Source organism: Flavobacterium sp. GSB-24, assembly GCF_027924665.1.
Lineage (GTDB): Bacteria > Bacteroidota > Bacteroidia > Flavobacteriales > Flavobacteriaceae > Flavobacterium.
In genome coordinates, this window is record NZ_AP027043.1 from 2,298,743 (window position 1) to 2,322,907 (window position 24,165).

Genomic DNA, 24,165 nt, shown 5'->3' on the forward strand with positions numbered 1-24,165 from the left:
CCGAGATGTCTGTGCCTCCAGGCATATCGTTCTTTTAAAATGCCTTGCCCAATTGACATTGAAATTTGTTTGCCATTGAAAATTGTACTGGTGGAGCTTCAGAATCCGCAACATAAAGATAACGTGTTGAATTCCATAAAAAAAAAGGAAATATACAATCGGTAATGTTTGTGATAAACGCAGAGAGCAGGATTCGAACCTAAACCTTGAAACCTTCATATTCAAAAAGTAAAATAAAATTTGAATATGCAATGCGCGGGTTAGATAAACCTTTAGGGCTTGAGACCTATCAATTAGAACAACTTGTAAAAGGAAATATAGACAAATTAATTGAAAGCACTGAAAATTAATAGGCCATTATAGAATTAGGTCCAAACTGCGGATACAATAGTGAAAACCAATTGTGCCGTCACTGTCGGCACAATTGGAAAGTAAATACCAAATTAACTTTGGGAAAATAAAGTGCAAGCATTTTACAGCTAGTTAACAGGAAAATTGTCGTGACACTGTAACGACAATTGAGATCCATATTTTCAAACTCAGATAAAATTGTTAAAGATTACTGAAGCTCTACCATTCGAACCCAAGTTAAAAAGGGTTTGATTTTAATCTTAGCAAACTTATTGATAAGTGCTGAGTGTCATGATTCTGCTCCAAAACATTGACCCGTGAAATATTTTTAAAAACAGCCTTAGTTTTTTTGGACAAAAAGGTATGTCCTCCAATTAACGTTTAGAGTTTTTTTTGCCTGTGAATTTTATAATTTGATGATGGTAAGATTTGAGATGTATTCTGTCCAAGATCTGTATAGAGTTATGAGTTTATGTATAGAAAACTATAGAAATCTATATACATATATGAGGTTAAATATAGGACTTAAGTTCAACTGGAAGGGTTTCCTATCTTTTAAAGGTCTTTTTAAAAGCAATTTTAATGTTGATTGAGTATTAGCTTTTAATGTTGTATCAATATTAGCTTTTAGTGCTGATATAAATTTAAGCTTATGCAGATGGTGCTGTTTCAGTTAGATATGCTAATAAAGATAATGCAGACCTGTTGTTTCTGATAGAAGTAGAACTACAGACTCTGCAACATTAAGATGACTTGATGAATTACCGTCACAGATTTAGCTGGATTTAAGAAAGCCTGCAGATTTTCTGCAGGCTTTCTGTTTTGTGTCTTATCCGTATCTCATTTAAGTAAATCGTCTTCGGATACTGCGTTGTGAATTTCTGGGACTTATTTTTAAAATCATTTTTTGTCTTCTTCGAAATTTGCCAGTTCTTTCTTGACTTCTTCAAGTAGTTGCTCTTCAGTCGGAAGGTATAAATGATACTGGCTTGCAATTATACTTTTGTTGTTTTCAGGTAATGTGAATTTAACTACTCCGTCATTTTTATCAGCACACAGCAATATTCCTATAGTAGGGTTTTCGTTGTCGTTTTTTTCAATGCGGTCATAATAATTGACATACATCTGCAATTGTCCAATATCCTGATGGATAAGTTTGTGAGTTTTAATTTCTATCAAAACAAAACACTGAAGTAATCGATTGTACAAAACCATGTCTACAAAAAATTCATCTCCATCAATATGTATTCTTTTTTGTCTAGAAACAAATGAAAAACCATTTCCAATTTCTAATAAGAACTCCTGAAGATGAGTGATAATTGCCTTTTCCAGATCTTTTTCATAGTATGCAGCTTCGCGTTTTAAGCCCAAGAATTCTAAATACATAGGATCCTTTATGATTTCGCGGGCATCTGAAGGCAGTTTTTCATTTTGTGCAACAGCTAGTATACTTTTTTGATCACTGCTTATTAAGAGTCGTTCAAATAGACTGCTGTTTATCTGTCGCTCCAGCTGGCGTGATGTCCAATTGTTTTTAACACTTTCGGCAATATAGAACTCTCTTTTTTCCTGATTAGCAATGGATATCAGAAGTTTGTATTGTGTCCAGCTCAATTGCGTCCGCAGTGCGGACGCAATTGGAAAAGTTCTGTAAAATTGGCGGTATCTTTCTAATTGCCTTATTGAAAAGCCAGTTCCGTATTGCGGCTGTAATTCTTCTGCAAGATATTTAATTAAATAAGCGCCATAGTCGGCTCTTTCTTTTCCCTGCTGTTCTTCCTCGAAAATTCGTTTTCCGATCGACCAATACATCGCAGTTCTTTCATTGTCGACAGCTCTAATTGCGCGTTCTTTTGAAGTTTCAATTATTGCTTTTATATCAGGAATTATGGAATGGTTTTTTAGCATTTTTTTTAATTTAATAGTTAGACGTATTTGATTAAATTTTAAATGGAGGTTTCAAATCAAGAAACCTTTTTTTTGAAAGTATTTTACCTAAATTTAGATTTCAGTTTTTCCATGTCTTCCATTATGTTCACATCCAAAACTTTTGCGTAATGCTGGGTTTGTTTAGTGTTGGTATGTCCCATCATTGCAGATACATTTTCCAGTCTTACCCCATTTCCTAAAGTGACAGTGGTGGCAAAAGTATGTCTGGCAACATACCAAGTAAGGTGTTTATTTATGCCACAGACATCGGCAATTTCCTTCAGATAGGCATTCATTTTCTGGTTTGAAATTTTGGGAATAAGACCTTTCTGCTGGTTTTTATATTTAAAAATAATTTTCTCAACCGTAGGTAGTACCGGTACATTGGCCCTAATTGCAGTTTTTGCCCTGCTGGTCATAATCCATAAATTTCCATTTGAATCTTCGGATAAGTTTCTTTCAGTGAGTTCCAAGGCGTCGATGGGTGCATATCCTGTATAGCAGCTGAAAAGAAATATGTCCTTAACTTTTTCCAGACGCGGCGTCTGAAATATTTTGCTCTCGATTGTGTTCAGTTCCTGCTGGGTAAGGAAAACAGCATCTTTGACACTCAGTCTGCCGTCATATATATTGAATGGATTTTTTATGATCAAATCCATCTTGATGGCGTAATTGCAGGCAGTTTTGTACATTTTCATATATTTTACCACCGAATTGTTTTTTATGCCTGTCTGATCTTTAAAACTGCTCTCATATTTAAGGAACTGTTCCAGTTTAAAGACAAATGAGCTGGATAGTTCAGATGACGGCATGTCTTCCTTTTTATAGTTGCTATTGATGAAACTCAGAAGCAGGTCTTTTGCCCTTTTGTACTTCTGCAATGAAGCCGGAGCACGTTCTCCTGAGTTGACTCTTTTGCTGAAAAATAAGATATAAGTGTCCAAAATCACAATTATGGTAGAGCCTTGAGACTGGTCGATTTTGTCTTTTCCTGTCAGTTCAGCTTTTAATAATTGAAGGTTGACCTCAGGATCGATTCTGAATAGTTCAGTAAATTTTTTGGCAACATTGAGCTGGAAAAGATCAAGCAGGTTTTTGATTACTATTTCCTTTTCAATTTTAAGCTGGTTTCTAAGGTTATTGGTGCTGGCCCATCTTTCTTTTGAAATGGCTTGTCCGGTTGACATTGAAATTTGTTTGTCATTGTAACTCAAACGGGCATAGATTGGAGATTCGCCGTTCTTGTTTACTCTGTCGGATTTCTGGTAAAAAATTACTTTTAACATGTTATCTAGTTTTAAAATTAATAATCAAATTGAATTAAAAATTTTAAGAGAGCCCATAAACAGCAGGGAATTCCCAAGGAATTCTTTTGTTTTAGTTACCCTTTTTTGAGAAAAAAAAATCAAAAAAAGACGGGGTAACTAATAGGGTAACCATTCTTTGATAAAACATGTGCTTTTTGAAAAGTCTGCAAAAACGAAAAAGCCTTTAAACACTAGTGTTTAAAGGCTTTTGACTTTTAAAGTTTCTTCTGAAACTTCTACTGGCGGAGAAAGAGGGATTCGAACCCCCGGACCTGTTACAGTCAACAGTTTTCAAGACTGCCGCATTCGACCGCTCTGCCATTTCTCCAATATGTCGCTATCATTTCGTGATTGCGAGTGCAAATATAGTGCGCTTTTCCGATTATAAAAACTTTTTTCTGAGTTTTTTTAATATAATTTTCAAGTATCTAATTATCAGTATTTCCGAAACACGATTTTTTTGTAAATTAATCCAAATCGTCCAAAATCGGGGTCGGTTTTTTGTTCTCATCAACTGCAACAAAAGAAAAAGTTCCCGAAACTACCGTTTCGCGAAGCTCAGAATACATTTGTTCCATAAAAATATCAACATGGATTTTACAGCTGGTTCTTCCAACGCTGTCTACTTTTGCAACTAATTCGATTAAAGTACCGGCCGGAATTGCTTTTTTAAAGTCAATTTGTCCTGTAGATATTGTAACAACTTTTTTACGGCTAAAGCGTGTTGCGCAAATGAAAGCAACTTCATCCATTAAATGAAGTGCAGTTCCTCCAAATAAAGTATCATAATGGTTAGTTGTGCTTGGAAAAACGGCTTTGAATATACGTGTCTCAGATTTCTGAATTCTTTCTTCTATTGTCCCCATATTAGTAATTAACGTATTCTGTAATTTCAAGTCCGTAACCAATCATACCAACACGTTTTGTTTGCTCTGTATTCGAAACTAATCTAATTTTAGAAATATCAATATCATGAAGGATTTGAGCGCCAATTCCGTAGTCTTTGCTGTCAATAATAACTTTTGGAGCTTTTAATGTTCCTTGCGATTGGAGTGATTTAAGTTCTGAAATTCTGTTTAGAAGATTAACAGCGGTCATATCTTGATTGATAAAAATAACAGCACCTTTTCCGTTTTCATTAATCACTTTAAACATTTCGTCTAATTGCTGTTCTGCATTATTAGTCAATGTTCCTAATAAATCATTATTTACCTGACTAGAGTGGATTCTAGTTAATATAGGTTCTCCAGAACTCCACGTTCCTTTTGTTAATGCAATATGAATTTGTTTATTGGTAGTCTGCTCGTAAGCTCTCAAACGAAAAGTTCCAAAACGAGTTTCGATATCAAAATCTTCTTTTTTAACGATCAAACTATCGTGCTGCATTCTGTAAGCAACCAAATCTTCAATCGAAACTAATTTCAAATTAAATTTCTGCGCCACTTTTATCAATTCAGGTAAACGAGACATTGTTCCATCTTCGTTTAAGATTTCACAGATTACACCAGCTGGTTTAAAACCTGCTAGACGAGCAAAATCAATTGCAGCTTCGGTATGGCCTGTTCTTCTTAAAACACCGCCTTGTTTAGCGATCAAAGGAAAAATATGACCAGGACGAGCTAAATCGTGTGGTTTTGTATTAGGATCAACCAAAGCTTCAACTGTTTTTGAACGGTCGGCAGCCGAAATTCCAGTTGTAACTCCATTTCCTTTTAAATCAACAGAAACTGTAAAAGCAGTTTCCATATGATCTGTATTGTTAGTAACCATGGCACGAAGGTCTAGTTCTTTACAACGGCTTTCTGTCAATGGTGTACAGATTAAACCGCGTCCGTGGGTAGCCATAAAATTGATCATTTCAGGTGTTATTTTTTCAGCTGCTGCTAAAAAATCACCTTCATTTTCACGATCTTCATCATCGACTACAATGATTACTTTACCTTGACGAATATCTTCTATAGCTTCTTCAATGGTATTCAGTTGTATTTTTGTTGTTGACATAATTATTGTTGCTTTTGAGCAGGTGAGAACCGCTCAGAAATTTTCTGAAATAGTTGTGAAATTGGAGTTGTAATCGCATCAAAATTAATTAATCCGTTGTCGTTTGTTGCTCTATAAGTCAAAAGAACTGCTAACGGCAATAAAATAAACGACGACATCCATGATCCCATAAAAGGAGTCATACCGCCCTCTTGTGATAATCTTTTTCCGAAAGTATTGATAAAGTGAAAAGTAATAAAGATTAAAACGGCAAAAACAATTGGAAGCCCAAGTCCGCCTTTTCTAATAATAGCACCGAGGGGAGCTCCAATAAAAAACATTAAAAAACAGGCAAAGGCAATAACAAACTTTTCGTAAAAAGCACTTAAATGTTTGTTGATTTCACGTTGTTTGTCCTTTAAATCTTTTTGAGTAGTTTCTATCGAATAAATATTACTTGTAACAGTGCTTGCAGCCATTTTTAAAATGTCTACTTGGTCTTTGTTAGAATACATTGACATAAGATCGTTAGGAAGTTGTTTTTTCTTAAAATCTTTTTTTACTGCTACTGGAGGAGCTTTTCTAATTCCGACACGCTGATTTATATTCTCTGAAAAAGAAATAATTTCGTTGTCTAAGTTTTTGTTTAATGAATCTAATGTGTATCGTAATTCATTAACATTCAACATTGCATTTGTACCAGCGATACTTTCCTTGCTGTCATCCACTTTGTTTAATTCCGATAAATCTATGTTGATGATCTGTTTTTTGAACTTTCCTTTTATAAAAGGAAGTTTAGCGCGATCTTCGTATTTTTTTGGAGTGACATCTTGATAATAATAACCATCATTTAAAATCAGTTTTAAAATACTAGACTGCTCGCTGCTTACCAGTTCGCCAGTTTTAGATTTTATAACTGTTTTGTTTTCGCCCATATTATTAGGCTTTTCATGAATGGTTACTCCTGTAAGATGATTTCCGTTTTCGCCTGTTTTTTTATTAACCTTAATATTATAGAAGCCAACATCGTTAAACTGACCCTCAGCAATCGCCATTGCAGGTTTAGCTTGTGCTATATTTTTTCTAAAGTTGACAAATTTATATTCAGCGTAAGGAATAACATTGTTGGCAAACCAAAATGCAACAATACTTAAAACGAAAATAAAAATAATTAAGACTCGCATCGCTCTCTGCAGCGAAATCCCTGACGATTTCATTGCGGCAAACTCATAGTTTTCGGCTAAGTTTCCGAAAGTCATAATAGAGGCCAATAAAACCGATAAGGGTAAAACCAGTGGTATAATACGAGGCATAGAAAAAAGCAGGAATTTCACAACCAATATTAAGTCGAGATCTTTACCTGCTAGTTCTGATATAAATAGCCATACTGTTTGAAGTATGAATATGAAAAATAAGATTACAAATACCGTAGTAAATGTAAGTAAGAATGTTTTTAATAAGTATTTGTCTAGAATTTTCAACCTTCTGATTAATCTAATTTATTGATGTAGTATTTCGGATATTTACTCGCTACAAAGGTAAATTGATTTTTTGATAAAGGCTGATTGGTTTTAAAAGAATTAACGGTTAAAGTTGTTTTTGTTCCGTTTTTTCCAGTTTCAATCAAATTATAGATGTGTTTTGTCTGAACATCAATGCCTAAAAGAATTTCTTTTCTTTGGTCTTTTCCAGTAGTTGGGACTAGTTTAATGTATTGAATTTTTCTTCCTTTTACGTTTTGTACAATATCCATATTGTATTTATAGCCAGAATTAAAGAAAGTAAGCATTTTTGAAGGAGTGATAGCATTATCATCTTTCTCGTTCACTTTAGAAACTGTAACTTCTTCGTCTTCAGGAACAATAGTGTATGTTTTTTGTCCGTCAAAAATTTTAGTAACCCCCATGAAATTTAATACATATTGGTTGCCTTTCATGGTAACATTTCCTTTACTATCTTGATTGATATTTTCTTTGGCATTGTTCAAAGAGTATTTAAAATCAATAACAATATTATTGTAGCTTTTAATTTTAGAAGTTACTTCGTTCAATAAATCTTTAGCTTTTTTATCTTGAGCCTGAACAGAAGTGAAGCTCAAAAGCAATATAACTGCCATTTGAAAACATCTTTTGGTCATGTTTGTGATAGAATTGTTGTTGATTTCTTGAATTTTTGCTTTCATGATTGGATTAATTTTGTTCATTGTTAAAAAATTGATCAAGAGCATTTAAATCTAAGATGTTTACACTGCGTGCTTTACTGCCTTCGAACGGACCAACGATTCCTGCTGCTTCCAGTTGATCGATCAAACGACCGGCTCTGTTGTATCCTAATTTTAATTTTCGCTGCAATAAAGAAGCAGAACCCTGCTGTGCATTGACAATAATCTCTGCCGCTTCTCTAAATAAAGTATCTCTTTCAGAAATATCTATATCAAGATTAATGCCACTTTCTTCTCCAACAAACTCAGGAAGCAAATAAGCTGTAGCATATGCTTTCTGGCCTCCAATAAAATCTGTAATTTTTTCAACTTCTGGAGTATCTATAAAGGCACATTGTACACGTACTACATCATTTCCATTGGTATATAATAAATCTCCACGTCCAATTAACTGATCGGCTCCTTGGGTATCAAGAATTGTTCGCGAGTCAATTTTAGAAGTTACCCTAAAAGCAATTCTCGCTGGGAAATTGGCTTTAATTAAACCTGTAATAACGTTTACAGATGGTCTTTGTGTTGCAATAATTAAGTGAATTCCGATCGCACGGGCTAATTGTGCTAAACGGGCAATAGGAATTTCGACTTCTTTTCCTGCTGTCATAATCAAATCGGCGAACTCATCGACAACCAGAACGATGTAAGGTAAAAATCGGTGGCCAGCCTCTGGATTCAATTTTCTGGATTTGAATTTTTCGTTGTATTCTTTAATATTACGAACCATCGCATCTTTTAGTAAAGAGTAACGATTGTCCATTTCCACACAAAGTGAATTTAAAGTATTTACAACTTTTGCATTATCTGTAATGATAGCATCTTCTGTGTCTGGAAGTTTGGCTAGATAATGTCTTTCTATTTTATTGAAAAGAGTAAGCTCTACTTTTTTCGGATCGACCAAAACAAATTTTACTTCTGCTGGATGTTTTTTGTATAATAATGAAGTTAAAACCGCATTTAATCCAACAGATTTCCCTTGTCCAGTTGCTCCGGCCATCAATAAGTGGGGCATTTTGGCTAAATCGACAACAAAAGTTTCATTCGAAATGGTTTTTCCTAAAGCAATTGGCAGTTCCATTTCAGCTTCTTGGAACTTAGCAGCTCCAATAACACTTTTCATAGAAACCATAGTTGGATTCTTGTTTGGAACCTCAATACCAATCGTTCCTTTTCCTGGAATTGGCGCAATAATCCGAATTCCTAATGCAGATAAGGACAAGGCAATATCATCTTCTAAACTCTTAATTTTAGAAATTCTAATTCCTGCTTCGGGTACAATTTCGTATAAAGTTACCGATGGTCCAACGGTTGCTTTAATCTGCGCAATTTCAATTTTGTAGTTACGAAGTGTATCTACAATTTTGTTTTTATTTTCTTCTAATTCCTCTTGATTAATTGTAATTCCGCCAGTCGAATATTCTTTTAATAAATCGATGGTTGGGAATTTGTAATTGGATAAATCCAAAGTTGGGTCAAATAATCCAAAATCGGCAACTAGGCGAGAAGCTAAGTTTTCTTCAATAATATCTTCTTCTTTCGCTTTTTCAATTACAAATGCTTCATCGGGAGAAACCAGCGGTAATTCCGGTTTTGGAGTAATTGGTTTTAAAATCGGATTCAATTCAATTTCTGAAGAATGAGAAATAGTTGGTTTTAATGCTTCTTTGTTGATTTCAAATTGAGAATCGACAGTTTTGATATGAATATCATCTAAATCAGGATCTTTTTCTGGTTCTTCAACGGCAAATTCTTCTAAATTATAAGCGCTTTCTGGCTGTTGAACAGCAGGTTTTAAAGCATCTAATTCTGATTTGAATTCTTTTTTAGTAGAATCAAAATACGATTGAATTTTTTCTGGAGATAATTTGATTTTGAAAATCAAATATACAATTAACCCAAAAAGCAGTGTAAGTAAAGTGCCAGTTTTTCCGATATAATCTTGCAGGAATAAATTTAGTTCGTAACCAATTGTACCGCCTAATTCTGGTGCAGAAGTAGCAAAGAAACCAAATAAAATAGAAACAACTATGATAGCAAAAATATCCCAAAACCAAGTATTTTTTAGTTTTTGGGTAGAAAGTTCTAATGCTAAAAACATTCCAGTAAGGAAAAATAAACGTACAAGAATGAAAGAGGCGATTCCGAAACCTTTGTAAATAATCAAATCTGCTAAAAAAGCTCCAAATTTTCCGAGCCAGTTCTCAGCAACTTCTGTACGGTCGCCAAGCTGGTCTACGACACTTTGATCATTCTGCCATTGTCCATTAACATAAAAAGAAATAAATGCCACTAATAGTGCAATAGAAAAAAGAACCAAAAGGCATCCTAAAACAAATTTTTGTTGTTTGGATATCTTAAAAGATCTTTTATTTCCTTCTTGTTTGTCGTTTTTTTTATCTACAGTTTCTTTTTTGCTAGTTTTTGCCATTCTTGCGTTTCCCTTTGCTTAAATAAATTTTGGAATATAAATAATCAAGCCTATTGCTATTGCAGTCATTGCAGCAAAAAATACCGCCCCTGCAGCAATATCTTTGATAAAACCGATCCTTTTACTGTAATCGGGATGAATAAAATCGGCAATTTTTTCAACTGCCGTATTTAATCCTTCAACACTTAAAACCAAACCAATTGCCATTGTTTGACAAAGCCATTCGGTTTGTGAAATATGAAAATAGAACCCAGCGATGGTCATGATAATTCCCAATGAGAATTGAACCATAACGCTGTGTTCTGTTTTAATCAATTTTACAGCTCCTTTAAAAGCATAAGTTACGCTCTTTAATCGACCTGTAACAAAAGTATTATCTTTTTGAAACTCCATTTAAGGGAAAATATTATAGTGCTGCTAAAGCTGCTTCGTAATTAGGTTCGTTTGCAATTTCAGCAACTTGTTCTGTGTGAACGATTTTTCCATCAGCATCAACAACAATAATTGCTCTTGAATGTAAACCAGCTAAAGGTCCGTCAACGATTTCTAAACCATTTGCTTTTCCAAAATCACCAGTTTTAAAATCAGATAAGTTTACAACATTTTCTAAACCTTCAGCACCACAAAAACGTTTTTGAGCGAAAGGTAAATCTCTAGAAATACATAAAACAGTAGTGTTCTCTAATCCGCTTGCACTTTCGTTGAATTTTCTAACAGATGCAGCACAAGTTCCTGTGTCAACACTTGGAAAAATGTTTAAAACTAATTTTTTACCAGCGAAGTTACTTAATGAAGCAACAGATAAGTCATTTTGAACTAATTTGAAGTCAGCTAATTGCGATCCAACTGCTGGTAACTCGCCTGATGTATGAACTGGATTTCCTCCTAATGTGATAGATGCCATGATTTTTGTTTAAAATTAATGAGGCTCAAAAGTAAGGATTAATATTTGAATCTAAAAGTATTTGTTAGGGGTTTAAGGAGAGATTAAGGAGGTGAATTTTTATCTTGCTTTTCGCATAGATTGAACGCCGATGACACGGATTTGCTTACGCAAAAACGCGGATCTAAACGGATTTTTTTCTTTTTACTATTAAGTAGGAAACAACAAAATTCGTTTAGATCCGTGACTTTACGAAGTGAATCCGTGTCATCCGCGTGCCATTTGACACAACCAAAAAAAAAGCGTCTCTAAAATAGAAACGCTTTCTCAGTCATGTTTTTTTTTGTTTTTTGAGATATAGAGGCCGATTTATTTATCGATAGAACCTAAAACACGTTTCATGAACGTATTTAGAGCTTCTTTTTTATCTGTTCCTTGAGCAACCAATTTTTGTACTTCAAGGGCACCGTACATATTCGAAATCAATTCGCCGATTACATCCAATTCTTCGTCTTTAAGAGAAGGAATTTCAGTCATCGCTTCCAAAACTTCGATCGTTTCGATAATATAATCTTGATCGTTTTCTTCGATAAATTGCGTTAAATGCTTTATTACGGGTAATTTCATAATTTTAGACTTCTTAGATTTTTAGACATTCTTAGACTCCTTAGACTTTTTTAAAGTTTGTAGACAACTTCTAAGAAGTCTAAAAATCTAAGCCAGTCTAACTAATCTAAATTTAAGCAATTGCGTTAACTAAATCGATTAAAACTTCTTGTTTGTTGGTTTGAGTTTCGCCAACTAATTGTCCGTTTACGAAAGTTGCAAATGTAGGCAGGTTGCTCACATTAGCTAATTTTCTTGATTCTGGAGAGTTTTCTGCATCAACCAAAACAAAAGTGATAGCTTCATTTTCTGTTGCTAATTTTTTGAATTTTGGTTTCATAATACGGCAATTTCCACACCATGAAGCTGAATATTGTACTACTACTTTTTCGTTTTTAGCAACTAAATCTGCTAACGTATCTTCGTTTAAGTCGATTAACATAGTTTTTTATTTTAAGACACTAAGTTGCTAAGGTTCTAAGATGCTAAGTTTGCTCTCGAACCGAATAACTTTGTGTGGATTTATTTGATTTTTTTTTAAGTCGTTGAGATTCTAAGATCTAAGTTTAATCTTAGAATCTCTTGACTTTTATTGTAGAATTGTATTTAAGATTCAAAAGTTAAGTTAAAAAACTTAGTATCTTAGAACCTTAGTATCTTAGCAGCTTAATTAGCGCTTAAGTATTCAGCAGTACTAACTCTGTCTGCAGACATAGCTTCTTTACCAGCTTCCCAGTTTGCAGGACAAACTTCACCTTTAGTTTGGATGTGAGTGTAAGCATCAACCATTCTTAAGTATTCGTTTACGTTACGTCCTAATGGCATATCGTTTACACTTTCGTGGAAGATTTTTCCAGTTTCGTCAATAAGGTAAGTAGCTCTGTAAGTTACGTTTGAACCTTCGATGATAACTGAATCAGTATCTTCGCTGTAGCTTGTAGATTCGATATCAAGAATACCTAAAATGTTAGCTAAGTTACGGTTTGTATCAGCTAAAATTGGGTAAGTAACACCTTCGATTCCACCATTGTTTTTTGGAGTATTTAACCAAGCAAAGTGAACTTCATTTGTGTCACAAGAAGCACCAATTACGATAGTATTTCTTTGCTCAAATTCTGGTAATGCAGCTTGAAAGGCGTGTAATTCAGTTGGACATACAAAAGTAAAATCTTTTGGGTACCAAAACAATAATACTTTTTTGTTGTTGTTTACTGCTTCTTCAAAAATGTTGATTTTTAAATTGTCACCCATTTCTGAGATAGCATCTACTGCAATACTTGGGAATTTTTTTCCTACTAAAGACATATTTTTCGTTTTACGTTAAAAATTTATTTCTAGTGCAAAAGTAGGGCATAAGTACAGGTACTTACAATAAGATGTGATTATTAATATTTATAAGTTGATAGTATTTGATTATTAAGAATTGTAAGTTATTGGATATCAATATTTACAGGAAGAGTCCCATTGCAAGGAATATTTTCTAAAAATTGATTTCCTGCTGTTTTTTGAAATTCGTTAAAATCCTGATACGCCTGAATCAGCCCTGAAGCCTTTTTTAGATTCGGAATTATGGGCAAAACGTAGGGATTTCCGAAAACATAAACGATACTTTTTTTGGTTTGAAGCAAATCTGAAAGCAGCGCTAAAACTTCATCGTCAATTTCAAAATTGTTCATAGGTTTTGCCTTTGGAACAAATAATGAAATAATAATCGTTTCGAAATTTTCAAGTTCTTTTTTGATTGATGAAATATCAGAAGCTTCTAAATTTTCAAAAGCAAATTCTGGTGAAGGCAGCTTTGAATTTAATGTTTTGAAAAAAGTATTTTCAGTATTTTTATATAAACTTAGTTTTGCTAATTGATTATTTTTCTGTGCGTCAAATGCTAATTCTGTATTTGAATTATCTATAATTTTTGTAATTGAGTTTGCTGCAATTTCAAGATTTAATTTTGATGCACTTTCGAAATTTAACTCATCAGCAGTAAAAGTATTTTCAGAAAGAATTCCAGCTTTTTCTTTTGCTTTCATGATTCGGTTGAAGCTTTCTTCGATTCTTTCTGGCGAAGCATTTTTTAAGATTTCTTCAATTCCTTCTGGAACATTTTCGGCGAAGCATAAAACATCATTTCCAGCGTTAAAAGCTTCCCATTCTAAATGTCCTTTTGTTTCATATAATTTTGAAACGCTGTGCATATTTAAAGCATCAGAAATTACCAAACCGTCATAGCCTAATTTATCACGCAAAAGATCTTGAATAACAGCTTTTGATAATGTTGCAGATGTGTCTTTTCCATCATTTAAACTCGGAACCGCCAAATGACCAATCATAATCGAATCAACATTATTTTCAATTCCCTTAATGAATGGATACAATTCGTTTTCTAATAATTCTTCTAAAGTTTCTTTTAAAACTGGAAGTCCTAAATGCGAATCCACATTGGTGTTTCCGTGTCCAGGAAAATGCTTCAAACAGCCCAGAACACCAACTTCAGACATCCCCTTTAAATATTCAACTGCAAAATTGGCTACTTTTTCTTTGTTTTCACCAAAAGAACGATAACCAATAACAGGATTATTTGGATTATCATTGATGTCTGCCAAAGGCGATAAATTATACTGAATTCCAGCAGCTTTTAAATCTAAACCAATTTGTTTTCCAACTTCGTAAACTAAATTTGATTTACTTTCAGGCAATGCACCAAGCGTAATGGCATACGGATATTGAGGTGTTTTTTCAATTCGCATTGCCAATCCCCATTCCGCATCTATACTGATTAAAAGTGGGGTAGAAGCAGCTTTTTGATAACGAACAATTAAGGCTTTAATTTTTTTGTAGCTGTCATCGTTAAATACAACTTTCTTTTTGCTTTCATAATTGGTTGCAGCGCTCGCACGACTGTGAAAAAAGGTTAATCCGCCAATATTGTGTTCTTTAATAAGGCGTTCGGTTTCCTGAATGTTTTCTTCTGTGTCGTTGATAAAAACAGCAGGAAAAAAGAATTGTCCCACTTTTTGTCGTAATGCTTGAGCTGTCATTTTCATTATTATAAAGTCTTTTTCATACAGACGCTGTTATCCATCTTTTCATAAGGAGGATAATTTGGAATTATGCTGTAATTTAATTTTTGATATAAGTTAATAGCTTCCGGCTGATTTTTGCCAGTTTCGAGAATGGTGTAAGTGTAACCAACTTCTTTTGCCCAGATTTCTAATGCTGCTAAAACAGCAGATGCAATTCCTTTTTTTCTGTGATCAGGACGAACGTACATTCTTTTGATTTCTGTTGTTCCTGGTTCTTTTTCTCGAAAAGCGCCACAGCCAACAGGAATTCCGTTTTCGTAATAAACAATCGTATGTTTTATTTTATCGGTTTTATTAAACTGATTGTAAAACGCATGATCTTCTCCGTCTCTAATCGCTAAATCCTGATCTAATAAAACAACCAGATTTATAAAATCAATATCGTCTGAGTTTGTTCGTTTTAAGGTAATCATGATTTTGTGTAAAAAAGTAATTTTATTTCAATTTCGCTTTCTTTTGTTTAGCCAATTGTTTTTGGGTTTCAAGAGCTTTTTCCAATCTATTTTTAAAACGGAAAAGCTTTGGCAGTCCTTCAAGTCGGTCTTCAATGGTAATTTCTTCGTAAACGATAATGGCTTTTTCTAAAACTCGAATTTCATTTTCCAGATCATTTTGGTTTTTGTAGATTGTTGCTAATCGATCGTACGGGTGATTTCCTTTAAAACCTTCTGCAGCATTTTGTTCATACAACTCAATTGCTTTGTCAAGATCTCCGGTTTTTTCGAACTCAGCTCCTTTCAGATTGCGTTCGGCCTGCAAATTTTCATTGATTTCCATATATAAAAGTTTGATTTGGGATTAAACTTCTTCTGTTTTCTTCCCAAAATCTTTCGGGAAAATTAAAAAACGTGATAAAATAAGACCTGGAATTGTGGCAATGAAAACCCAAATAAAGAAGTTTTGATAGCCTAAATATTGTTGTATAAAACCGCTTAACATTCCTGGAAGCATCATTCCTAATGCCATAAAACCAGTTGCAATTGCATAGTGTGCGGTTTTTGATTCTCCTTCGGCAACATTAATCAAAAACATCATGAAAGCTGTAAATCCGAAACCGTAACCAAATTGCTCTACAATAACAACGGCATAAATATAGTAAATAGATGATGGGTGAAAAAATGCTAATAAAATAAATCCAATTATTGGTAAATGCATTGCTAAAAACATGGGAAGCATCCATTTCGTAAGACCTTGTTTTGAGATTGCGATTCCTCCCAGAATTCCTCCTAGGGTTAAAGCGCCAACGCCAAATGTTCCGTAAATTATTCCAACAGCTTCAGTATCCAATCCCATTCCGCCTAATTCTTTACCATCCAATAAAAATGGGCTTAGCATTTTAAGCAATTGTGATTCTCCCAATCTGAAAACCAAAATAAAAGCCAAGATCAATCCGATTTGTTTTTTCTTGAAGAAGCTGGTAAATACAGTTGCAAAGTTTTGATGGTTATGAGTTTCCTTATTTTGAGTTGTATTAATTTCGTTTTTTGGAGTAAAGATGAAATTATAAACTGTGATAAAAGTCATTAGTAAACCAACTGCAATCATAGTATAGGACCAAGCTTTTGTATTGTCACCGTATTTGTGCTCCAAATATCCAGCAAATAATACAACCAAACCATTTCCTGCGAGCATAGAAAGTCTGTAAAAAGTACTTCTGATTCCGATAAAAAACGATTGTTTGTCTTCTGGTAAAACTAATAGATAAAAGCCGTCGCTCGCAATATCGTTTGAGGCAGAAGCAAAAGCAGCTACCCAAAATATAGACAATGACATTATGAAAAAGCCGTTGAGCGGAATTATAAATCCGACTAATAAAAATGCGATTGAAATTAATAACTGCATTGCTAAAAACCATTTTCTTTTGGTTCCAACTAATTCAATTAGCGGACTCCAAAGTGGTTTTATTACCCAAGGAAGATATAATAAACTGGTGTAAACTCCAATGTCTTCATTTGAAATTCCCAGATTTTTGTACATAATTACCGAAACCGAAATAATTATGGCGTACGGTAATCCAGAAGCAAAATTAAGAAGCGGAATCCAAAACCACGGTTTATTATCTATTTTCATTTGGCTGAGCTGGTATATAGTTTTTAAATGGTTTTTTTAGATCTATTGCTGTTGGTGTACTTTCGTTAGCGTAATAATCAATAAAAGTGACTGCACATGCTTTGAAAAGATTTAGTTTTCCGGCAGCAATTGAGAAAGTAATTGTTCCATCAACTTCTTTTACAGTTACTTTTTCGACAATTTTTGTGGCGTCATTAATATCGATTTTCGAAACATGTTCGCCTCCATAAACTACCATGTAACGGACTTTGGTATTCAGCGGACTTTTGAAGGTAAAAGTATAACGAATACTGTCTTTATTGTATTCAATTGCTCTTGGTGTGTCAATAATTACATGTCGTAAATTAGGAACAGCAGCAGGAAGCGCTGGATATTTATATTGATTTTCTTCTAAATGACGAACAACATCAAAATTCTTATTGATGAACCATTTTGAACTAAAATAGGCACTTCCCGAAACATTTTTAAAACTTCTCGCAAAGTCAATCTGCGTTGGAATTTCGTTCATAAAATTCCAGTTTTTGTCTCCGTCAGCTCTAATTTTGTATGACGCATGTCCGATGTATACGGCAGTGTTATTAGAATTTTCTGCCCACCATTTTACTAATTTTGAATAAGATGCTCTCGGATTATTCATACTCCAATACAATTGAGGCAGGATGTAGTCGATCCATTTTTGATCCATCCACAAAAGCGGATCAGCGTATAAATCGTCGTAATTTGATGTTGATTGTGTCTCAGAGCCTCTAGGATCCTGCGATTTATTTCGCCAAACCCCAAACGGACTAATTCCGAACTGAACCCAAGGTTTGCTGGCTTTTATAGTAGTTGAAATGGTATGTACAAAGTTGCTCACATTTGCACGGCGCCAATCGGCAAGGCTTAAACCTGCGCCGTATTTTTTATAAGAAGCGGTGTCGTTAAAAACTTTTCCAGGAACGGCATACGGATAAAAATAATCATCAAAATGAATCGCGTCAATATCATATTTATCAACAACTTCTTTTACCACTTTAGTCAAATGATCTTGAACTTCAGGCAAAGCAGGATCATAGTAATATTTCCCGCCATATTCGATCATCCATTCTGGGTGTTTAAAAACATCATGTCCTGGACTTAAAAGATTTTTGTTTAAATCGAAAGTGGCGCGGTATGGATTTAACCAAGCGTGAAATTCAAATCCTCTTGCGTGCGCCTGCTCGATCATCCATGCTAATGCATCATAATAAGGGTTTGGAGCAAGACCTTCTTTTCCTGTTAAAAAACGAGACCACGGCGCCAGTTCTGAAGGATAAATAGCATCACCAACACTTCTAACCTGAACAATTACAGCATTGTAATTCAGTTTTTTGTAAGCCTCTAAAATTTCAAGATAATCAGCTTTTTCTTTTTCGACGTTATCTATACTTGCCTTTGGCCAATCGATATTTACAACGGTTGCGATCCATACACCTCTAAATTCATTTTTTGGGTGCATTGTGTTTTCCTGCGCTTGAGAAATCGTCGAAAAGAAAAATATAGATAGGATAGAGAATATTAAATACTGATTTTTATGCATTTCAATGTTTTTTAACAGAAACCAAAAATAGTTTTTTTAGGTGATATAAGAAATTTAAATTTTGCAATAATAATTACGGTTTTTCTTTAGAAATTAGACTTTAAAAATAATCTTCTTTTTATAAAAATACCACAATACGCAACTCCATAATAAGATGTAAATTATAGAATACGTTAAGGACGAAAGCATTTGATTCTCAAACAGCGGACTAATCCAAAAATTATAAGCATAATCTCTAACGTTTATTTGTTCGGAAATATTTTCTGGGTCTTGAATTTTAATCATCGTTAAGGCACGCGGTAAAATTCCAGAAACAAAAAACACAATCATCGGATTAACGCCCCAAGTCAGTAAAAAAGTCGTCCATTTTTTATAACCGCGAACATCTATTATGTAATAAATTAGTGAAAGCAATAATAAGGCCAAACCTGCAGTGAATAAAACATAAGAACTTGTCCAGATAGATTTGTTTATAGGAAAAGCCAATGACCAAAGCAAGCCGAGAAGAATTAATGCCAAGCTAATTCCAGCCATAATTTTGTTGATTTTTATTTTCGGCATAGGCTGCATTAAAAGCTGGCCGATTAATAAACCAATTAAACCGTTTCCAATTACTGGCAAAGTGCTTAATAAACCTTCTGGATCCCAAGTCTTGGTTTCGATATACATATGGTTTTCGAGTAAAACGCTGTCTAACCAAGAAGCTAAATTTGTTCCAACTTCTAAATTCGGATGTCCAACACCCGGAACTGGAAGCAGTGTCATTAAAGCCCAATATCCTAATAAAATTGAAGCACTCAAAATAATTTGAGTTTTGATATTTGTTTTTAAATAGATAAGAGAAACAAAAAAGTATACAATTCCAATTCGCTGTAAAACACCGAGTAATCTAATTTTGGCAAAATTTTCTTGTCCGCTGTAAGCCAGACCTATCAAAATCACAAAAATGATAACTGCAAGAATATTTTTTGTTTTAGGATTGAAATCGCCAATTAATGCATAACCAACTAAAAAAGTGAAAAATAAACGAATGCATAAAAGTGTAATTCCAGGCTGTAATCCCATGAAATGAATCGAATAGAAATAGCTTAAAAATAGTCCTAAACAAAAAATGCGTAAAGATCGCGTGATTACTTTAGTGATATTTTCAGCATTGTCTTTTTTAACTGGCATAGCCAAAGGAACTGCGATCCCCACAATAAAAATGAAAAACGGAAACACTAAATCTGCAAGGGTACAGCCATTCCATTTTGCGTGGTCTAAAATCGGGTAAACGTAACTCCAGCTTCCGGGATTGTTCACTAAAGTCATTAATAAAACAGTCAGTCCTCTTAAAACATCAACTGAAATTATGCGGTCTTTCATTTGTAGGTGGTTTTGCGGTTAGATTTGGTTGTTAGTATTTTTAATCGGGCATTGATATTTTTCCCATAGTTACTGATGGAATTTTTACAGAATTAAATTTGAAATCTCCTCCAGCAACCGTTTCGTTGGCTAAAATGGCAAACAAAATTGCTTCTTTTGCATCGCTGTTAATTCCTAAATCATTGCTTTTGAAGAAAGAACACGGCAATAATTCTTTTAACCACTGCACTAATAAAGGATTATTTGCACCTCCGCCTGACATATAAATTTTAAAATCCTCAATTTTATAAGAGCTATTTTTGACAGCAAATTGAATCGCTTCGGCAATAGTTTCGGCGCTAAATCTCGTTAAGGTTGCTAATAAATCTTCAATAGAAATAGCTTCATTGCCGCTCTTTTCCAGACTTTTATTGACATATTCGTACCCAAAAAGTTCCTGGCCAATTGTTTTTGGAAAATCTTTTTGGAAGAAATCATTGTCTTTTAAATGCTCCAAAAGCGATTGGTTTACAATTCCTTTTTTGGCTGTCTCCGCATCTTTATCATAACTTTTTTCTGGAAAATGACGCTTTACAAAAAGATCAATTAAAGTATTTCCTGGTCCTGTATCTGTTACAAAAGTGTCTTCTGTAATTATGGCAGCTGGTAAATAAGTGAAATTGGCAATACCGCCGATATTGAGCATAATTCTGTTTTCGCCTTCTTTTCCGAATAAAAAATAATCGCCATAAACGGCCAAAGGCGCGCCTTCGCCTCCTGCGGCAACGTGTTTCTGCCTAAAATCAGATAACGTAATAATTCCTGTTTTTACAGCAATATGATCGCCGTCGCCAATTTGTAAAGTAGCATTTGGAAACTTTTCCTGCTGATGTAAAAATTTAGGCGCATGCAAAACGGTTTGTCCGTGCGAAGCAATTAAATCAACTTCTGCAGCAGCAATATTCCATTTCTTTAAACTGGTATTAATCATCTCTGCATGAAGAATTCCGATCCATTCGTTGAGTAAAACCAAATGCTGAAAATCAATATTTTTTTGAGCAAAAACTTTACGAATTTCTGTTTTGATTTCATCTGAGTAATCAACCGTTTCAAATTCAATAAGTTTAACTTCTGTATCAACACCAGATCCCGAAATTTCACACAAGGCAATATCAAGTCCATCGAGAGAAGTTCCCGACATCAGCCCAATAATTCGTCTCGTTTCTTTTTGGGCAATTTGATAAAGTGCTTTAATATTTTTGTTCATAAAAGTTCATTTAAAATGCTGCTAAAGTTAAACAGTTGGAAGCATTAATTCTAACACATAGAAACATAGATTTTATTAACTTTATAAAAAGTCCTTTCGCTCAAAATAAAGCACACGGCTCTATGTGTTTAATAAAATCTAAGTTATTTTAGTATAGATTCATAAATTATTTTCTGAATATCTTCACGAATTTTTTCTTTGGCTAATTTATTTCCTTCTTCGCCAATTTCGGGATAAGTTCTGTTTGATAAAAACACATAAACCGTTTCATTTTCTGGATCAACCCAAGCCATATTTCCTGTAAAACCCGTGTGTCCAAAACTTGAAGCAGAAGCGCATTGACAAGTCGGGCCGTCTTTTCCTAATCTTTTATCAAAACCTAAACCTCTTTCTACGCCTTGAGCACAGTAAAAGCAGGTATTAAAAGTATCAAATGTTGCTTCAGAAAAATAACGCTCACCGCCGTAACTTCCTTTTTGGAGAAAAAGCTGCATCATTTTAGCCACGTCCATTGCATTCGAAAAAACTCCTGCGTGACCAGCAACACCGCCTTCCATTGCAGCCGCCATATCATGCACATAACCCTGAATAAGCTGATGTCTGAAATACGTATCAATTTCGGTTGGAGCAATTTCATTTTTATCAAATCGAAGCAACGGATTGTATGTTGTATAATTCATTCCGATAGAATTGAAAAAGTTCTTTTGGCTTAAATCTTCCAATTTTTGATGCGTTACTCTTTCTAGATATTCTTTTAAAATGATAAAAGTAAAATCACTGTATTTGTATTCTTTTTTAAGCGAAATAGGAGAGTCGGCGATAAATTTCATGATCGTGTCGTGGTAATCATTTCGAATAAAAAGACTGTCGGCTACTTTGGTCGTGAAATTTTTCTCTGGAATTTTTCTGTAATATTTCTCCAAAGGATAACTTTTCGAATCAATTGTCGATTTGTAAAATGGACTCCACGCAATAAGTCCCGCATAGTGATTTAAAAGATCTTTAAACGAAATATCTTTTTTGTTAGATTTCGCAAACAACGGCAGCATTGCACCCAATTTTGTTTCTAAGGTAACTTTGTTTTTATCATACAACTGCATTACATTTGGCAGTGTCGAAATCATTTTAGAAATCGAAGCAACATCATATAAATCGGTATTTGAAACTTTTACATCTTTATCATATGTGTGATATCCGTACGATTTCTGGAAAACAACATTTCCTTTCCTTGCCACCAAAACCTGCATTCCCGGTGCCATTTTGCCATCAATTGCTTTTTGGGCAATGGCATCAATTTTAGAAAGAATGACAGAACTCATTCCGAGATTTTCTGGCGTATCAAAACCTAAACGATCTATTTTCTCCGTATTAATTCCAGCATTAACTTTGAAATTTTCGTTGATAGAAACTGGCAGTTTTCCTTTTGCTTCTTTCGCTCCAAACAAAATTTCGGCAGAAACAATCTGAGAAATGTTTGAATTTTGGTACGAAACCACCAATCCTTCCATTTCATCAAAATTCTGGATTGGAAGTAATGTGTAAGGTTTTGCAAAAATGTCGAGAATAACTTTATTGTTTTCGGCGATTTTGTTTAGAAAAAACAACTCGTTTGAACTAAAATCTTGTTTTTCCCAAGCTTTATTCACTTTGTGATAACTCACAATTACTAAATCGTATTTTTTTAGTTCTTCGTTTAAAGCGTCGATATTGGTATTGGAAACTTCTGTGATATTGGTATACTTTTTTAAAGTCGTAATAAAATCGCTGTTTACATCTTCTCCCAATTTTACGTAAGCGATTTTTTGTTCCAGATCTTTAATTGGAAGAATGTCTTTTTCATTTTTTAAAACCGTAACGGCATTTTCATACAAAGTATATTGAAGTGCGTCTTTATCAGGGCTGTTCAAATCTTTTTGCAGATTATTCAAATCAATTGGTTTGTATTTATTTAAACCAGCTTTGAATTTATAATGCAGTATTTTTTTAACCGAATGTGCCAAACGCTCCTCTGTTATTTTTCCTTCAGAAAAAAAAGTTTTTAATTTTTCTAAAGCCGCTGGAACATCATCGGGACAAAGGAAAATATCATTTCCAGCTTCTAAAACAGCCAATTCCAGATCGCCGACACCTTTAAAATTACTCGCGCCTTTCATGCCTAAACCATCTGTAAAAATCAGACCTTCAAAGCCTAATTGTTTTTGAAGCAGTTCTGTAACCACATTATAAGATGCAGAAGAAGGAATATTTTCTTTCGGTTCTAAACTTGGAATATTAAGATGCGCGACCATAACCGAAGCCAGACCTTCATCAAAAAGCTGTTTGTACGGATACAATTCGACTTCATCCATATGTTCTTTGGTAAAAGAAACCGTAGGAAGTGCTTTATGAGAATCGACAGCCGTGTCGCCGTGACCCGGAAAATGTTTTCCTGTGGATAAAACACCTTGACTTTGAATACCTTTCATTAATGCAGTCGCGCGGTTGGCAACGTTTGTTTTGCTTTCGCCGAAAGAACGATTTCCGATAATAGGATTCAGCGGATTGGTATTGATATCTAAAACGGGAGCAAAATTGAAATGAATTCCCATTCTTTTGCATTCTATTCCCATATTACGGCCAACTTTTTCGATTAAATCCAAATCCTGAATGGCGCCCAAAGTCATGTTCCAAGGATAAGCGTAAGTCGAATCTAAACGCATGCTTAATCCCCATTCGGCATCAAGTCCTATGAACAAAGGAATTTTAGCTTTCGCCTGATATTCGTTAGTTAATTTCGCCTGACGAACTGGTCCGCCTTGAAAGAAAATAAGACCGCCGACTTTATAATTGGCAACTAAATCTTTTATTTTATTTACGTGAACAGAATCTTTATTTGAATAAGCCGAAACAAAAAACAACTGCCCTAATTTTTCGTCCAAAGTCATTTTGCTGTAAATGCTGTCTGTCCAGCGATTTTCGGCATCAGAATCTTGAAGGAAATGTTTTTTCTCGGCTTGAGTTTTGGGTATGTAAACCTCTTTATTTTCGGTAGAAACTGGCTTATTTGTTTCATCCGCAGTTTTACTTTTTTTAGAAACACCGCAATTGATGATAAAAAAAAGCATTATTGTAAACAAGCCTATTTTGATAATAGCATTTTTCATG

At 34.2% G+C, this 24,165-nt stretch carries 21 protein-coding genes and 1 tRNA gene; 1 reads left to right on the plus strand and 21 read right to left on the minus strand.

The window, feature by feature from the left end; genetic code table 11:
- Window positions 1-206 precede the first annotated feature (206 nt).
- Window positions 207-350 (plus strand): hypothetical protein, encoded by a 144-nt coding sequence (locus QMG60_RS10070; RefSeq protein ID WP_281867732.1) that lies wholly within the window; start codon window positions 207-209, stop codon window positions 348-350.
- A 901-nt stretch (window positions 351-1,251) separates the two neighbouring features.
- Here QMG60_RS10070 and QMG60_RS10075 read toward each other — a convergent pair.
- The 21 genes from QMG60_RS10075 to QMG60_RS10175 all read right to left on the minus strand — a co-directional run bounded on the left by QMG60_RS10075 (window position 1,252) and on the right by QMG60_RS10175 (window position 24,164).
- Entirely contained in the window at window positions 1,252-2,259 is a 1,008-nt protein-coding gene (locus tag QMG60_RS10075; protein ID WP_281867733.1) for a PDDEXK nuclease domain-containing protein, read from the minus strand.
- A gap of 83 nt (window positions 2,260-2,342) precedes the next feature.
- Window positions 2,343-3,566, minus strand: coding sequence for a site-specific integrase (locus tag QMG60_RS10080; protein ID WP_281867734.1), 1,224 nt, complete (start codon window positions 3,564-3,566; stop codon window positions 2,343-2,345).
- Window positions 3,567-3,827: 261 nt separating this feature from the next.
- A tRNA-Ser gene (locus tag QMG60_RS10085) sits at window positions 3,828-3,915 on the minus strand.
- 139 nt (window positions 3,916-4,054) lie between these two features.
- Window positions 4,055-4,453, minus strand: coding sequence for an acyl-CoA thioesterase (locus tag QMG60_RS10090; protein WP_057119338.1), 399 nt, complete (start codon window positions 4,451-4,453; stop codon window positions 4,055-4,057).
- Window position 4,454: 1 nt separating this feature from the next.
- A complete protein-coding gene (ribB, locus tag QMG60_RS10095; protein ID WP_281867735.1) occupies window positions 4,455-5,588 on the minus strand; it encodes a 3,4-dihydroxy-2-butanone-4-phosphate synthase in 1,134 nt (377 codons plus the stop codon).
- A gap of 2 nt (window positions 5,589-5,590) precedes the next feature.
- On the minus strand, window positions 5,591-7,048 hold the full coding sequence (locus QMG60_RS10100; protein ID WP_281867736.1) for an LptF/LptG family permease: 1,458 nt from the start codon (window positions 7,046-7,048) through the stop codon (window positions 5,591-5,593).
- An 8-nt stretch (window positions 7,049-7,056) separates the two neighbouring features.
- Window positions 7,057-7,749, minus strand: coding sequence for an outer membrane lipoprotein carrier protein LolA (locus tag QMG60_RS10105; RefSeq protein ID WP_082586858.1), 693 nt, complete (start codon window positions 7,747-7,749; stop codon window positions 7,057-7,059).
- A gap of 7 nt (window positions 7,750-7,756) precedes the next feature.
- Entirely contained in the window at window positions 7,757-10,210 is a 2,454-nt protein-coding gene (locus tag QMG60_RS10110; protein WP_281867737.1) for a DNA translocase FtsK, read from the minus strand.
- Between the two features lie 18 nt (window positions 10,211-10,228).
- Window positions 10,229-10,603 (minus strand): diacylglycerol kinase family protein, encoded by a 375-nt coding sequence (locus QMG60_RS10115; RefSeq protein ID WP_095955157.1) that lies wholly within the window; start codon window positions 10,601-10,603, stop codon window positions 10,229-10,231.
- A 13-nt stretch (window positions 10,604-10,616) separates the two neighbouring features.
- The gene (gene tpx, locus QMG60_RS10120) at window positions 10,617-11,114 is read right to left on the minus strand and encodes a thiol peroxidase (RefSeq protein ID WP_057119330.1); all 498 of its coding nucleotides are present in this window, start codon (window positions 11,112-11,114) and stop codon (window positions 10,617-10,619) included.
- A 348-nt stretch (window positions 11,115-11,462) separates the two neighbouring features.
- Entirely contained in the window at window positions 11,463-11,720 is a 258-nt protein-coding gene (locus QMG60_RS10125; RefSeq protein WP_008462029.1) for a hypothetical protein, read from the minus strand.
- Between the two features lie 112 nt (window positions 11,721-11,832).
- A complete protein-coding gene (locus QMG60_RS10130) occupies window positions 11,833-12,141 on the minus strand; it encodes a thioredoxin family protein (RefSeq protein WP_007805605.1) in 309 nt (102 codons plus the stop codon).
- A gap of 224 nt (window positions 12,142-12,365) precedes the next feature.
- Window positions 12,366-13,004, minus strand: a complete 639-nt coding sequence (locus tag QMG60_RS10135; RefSeq protein ID WP_057119327.1) for a peroxiredoxin — start codon at window positions 13,002-13,004, stop codon at window positions 12,366-12,368.
- A 125-nt stretch (window positions 13,005-13,129) separates the two neighbouring features.
- Window positions 13,130-14,743 carry a glycoside hydrolase family 3 N-terminal domain-containing protein gene (locus QMG60_RS10140; RefSeq protein ID WP_281867738.1) on the minus strand — a complete coding sequence of 538 codons (1,614 nt, stop codon included), beginning with the start codon at window positions 14,741-14,743 and terminating at the stop codon, window positions 13,130-13,132.
- 2 nt (window positions 14,744-14,745) lie between these two features.
- Window positions 14,746-15,195 carry a GNAT family N-acetyltransferase gene (locus QMG60_RS10145; protein WP_057119322.1) on the minus strand — a complete coding sequence of 150 codons (450 nt, stop codon included), beginning with the start codon at window positions 15,193-15,195 and terminating at the stop codon, window positions 14,746-14,748.
- Between the two features lie 22 nt (window positions 15,196-15,217).
- Window positions 15,218-15,559, minus strand: coding sequence for a hypothetical protein (locus QMG60_RS10150; RefSeq protein ID WP_134140541.1), 342 nt, complete (start codon window positions 15,557-15,559; stop codon window positions 15,218-15,220).
- Between the two features lie 21 nt (window positions 15,560-15,580).
- Window positions 15,581-16,852 carry an MFS transporter gene (locus QMG60_RS10155; RefSeq protein ID WP_134140543.1) on the minus strand — a complete coding sequence of 424 codons (1,272 nt, stop codon included), beginning with the start codon at window positions 16,850-16,852 and terminating at the stop codon, window positions 15,581-15,583.
- Entirely contained in the window at window positions 16,839-18,410 is a 1,572-nt protein-coding gene (locus QMG60_RS10160; protein ID WP_281867739.1) for a family 10 glycosylhydrolase, read from the minus strand. Before QMG60_RS10160 ends, QMG60_RS10155 begins: the two co-directional genes overlap by 14 nt.
- Window positions 18,411-18,503: 93 nt before the next feature.
- Window positions 18,504-19,775, minus strand: coding sequence for a DUF5009 domain-containing protein (locus QMG60_RS10165; protein ID WP_281867740.1), 1,272 nt, complete (start codon window positions 19,773-19,775; stop codon window positions 18,504-18,506).
- Between the two features lie 40 nt (window positions 19,776-19,815).
- Window positions 19,816-21,021: an anhydro-N-acetylmuramic acid kinase gene (locus tag QMG60_RS10170; RefSeq protein ID WP_281867741.1), complete on the minus strand. Its 1,206-nt coding sequence runs from the start codon at window positions 21,019-21,021 to the stop codon at window positions 19,816-19,818.
- Between the two features lie 143 nt (window positions 21,022-21,164).
- Window positions 21,165-24,164, minus strand: coding sequence for a glycoside hydrolase family 3 N-terminal domain-containing protein (locus tag QMG60_RS10175; protein WP_281867742.1), 3,000 nt, complete (start codon window positions 24,162-24,164; stop codon window positions 21,165-21,167).
- Window position 24,165 lies beyond the last annotated feature (1 nt).

What these genes read in the sequence shown, in the direction of transcription:
- QMG60_RS10130 (WP_007805605.1), bottom strand. Translation starts at nt 12,141, where the DNA reads ATGTTAATCGACTTAAACGAAGATACGTTAGCAGATTTAGTTGCTAAA.
- QMG60_RS10125 (WP_008462029.1), bottom strand. Translation starts at nt 11,720, where the DNA reads ATGAAATTACCCGTAATAAAGCATTTAACGCAATTTATCGAAGAAAAC.
- QMG60_RS10160 (WP_281867739.1), bottom strand. Translation starts at nt 18,410, where the DNA reads ATGCATAAAAATCAGTATTTAATATTCTCTATCCTATCTATATTTTTC.
- QMG60_RS10080 (WP_281867734.1), bottom strand. Translation starts at nt 3,566, where the DNA reads ATGTTAAAAGTAATTTTTTACCAGAAATCCGACAGAGTAAACAAGAAC.
- QMG60_RS10145 (WP_057119322.1), bottom strand. Translation starts at nt 15,195, where the DNA reads ATGATTACCTTAAAACGAACAAACTCAGACGATATTGATTTTATAAAT.
- QMG60_RS10165 (WP_281867740.1), bottom strand. Translation starts at nt 19,775, where the DNA reads ATGAAAGACCGCATAATTTCAGTTGATGTTTTAAGAGGACTGACTGTT.
- QMG60_RS10175 (WP_281867742.1), bottom strand. Translation starts at nt 24,164, where the DNA reads ATGAAAAATGCTATTATCAAAATAGGCTTGTTTACAATAATGCTTTTT.
- QMG60_RS10170 (WP_281867741.1), bottom strand. Translation starts at nt 21,021, where the DNA reads ATGAACAAAAATATTAAAGCACTTTATCAAATTGCCCAAAAAGAAACG.
- QMG60_RS10150 (WP_134140541.1), bottom strand. Translation starts at nt 15,559, where the DNA reads ATGGAAATCAATGAAAATTTGCAGGCCGAACGCAATCTGAAAGGAGCT.
- QMG60_RS10115 (WP_095955157.1), bottom strand. Translation starts at nt 10,603, where the DNA reads ATGGAGTTTCAAAAAGATAATACTTTTGTTACAGGTCGATTAAAGAGC.
- QMG60_RS10105 (WP_082586858.1), bottom strand. Translation starts at nt 7,749, where the DNA reads ATGAAAGCAAAAATTCAAGAAATCAACAACAATTCTATCACAAACATG.
- QMG60_RS10135 (WP_057119327.1), bottom strand. Translation starts at nt 13,004, where the DNA reads ATGTCTTTAGTAGGAAAAAAATTCCCAAGTATTGCAGTAGATGCTATC.
- QMG60_RS10155 (WP_134140543.1), bottom strand. Translation starts at nt 16,852, where the DNA reads ATGAAAATAGATAATAAACCGTGGTTTTGGATTCCGCTTCTTAATTTT.
- QMG60_RS10075 (WP_281867733.1), bottom strand. Translation starts at nt 2,259, where the DNA reads ATGCTAAAAAACCATTCCATAATTCCTGATATAAAAGCAATAATTGAA.
- ribB (WP_281867735.1), bottom strand. Translation starts at nt 5,588, where the DNA reads ATGTCAACAACAAAAATACAACTGAATACCATTGAAGAAGCTATAGAA.
- QMG60_RS10140 (WP_281867738.1), bottom strand. Translation starts at nt 14,743, where the DNA reads ATGAAAATGACAGCTCAAGCATTACGACAAAAAGTGGGACAATTCTTT.
- QMG60_RS10090 (WP_057119338.1), bottom strand. Translation starts at nt 4,453, where the DNA reads ATGGGGACAATAGAAGAAAGAATTCAGAAATCTGAGACACGTATATTC.
- QMG60_RS10110 (WP_281867737.1), bottom strand. Translation starts at nt 10,210, where the DNA reads ATGGCAAAAACTAGCAAAAAAGAAACTGTAGATAAAAAAAACGACAAA.
- tpx (WP_057119330.1), bottom strand. Translation starts at nt 11,114, where the DNA reads ATGGCATCTATCACATTAGGAGGAAATCCAGTTCATACATCAGGCGAG.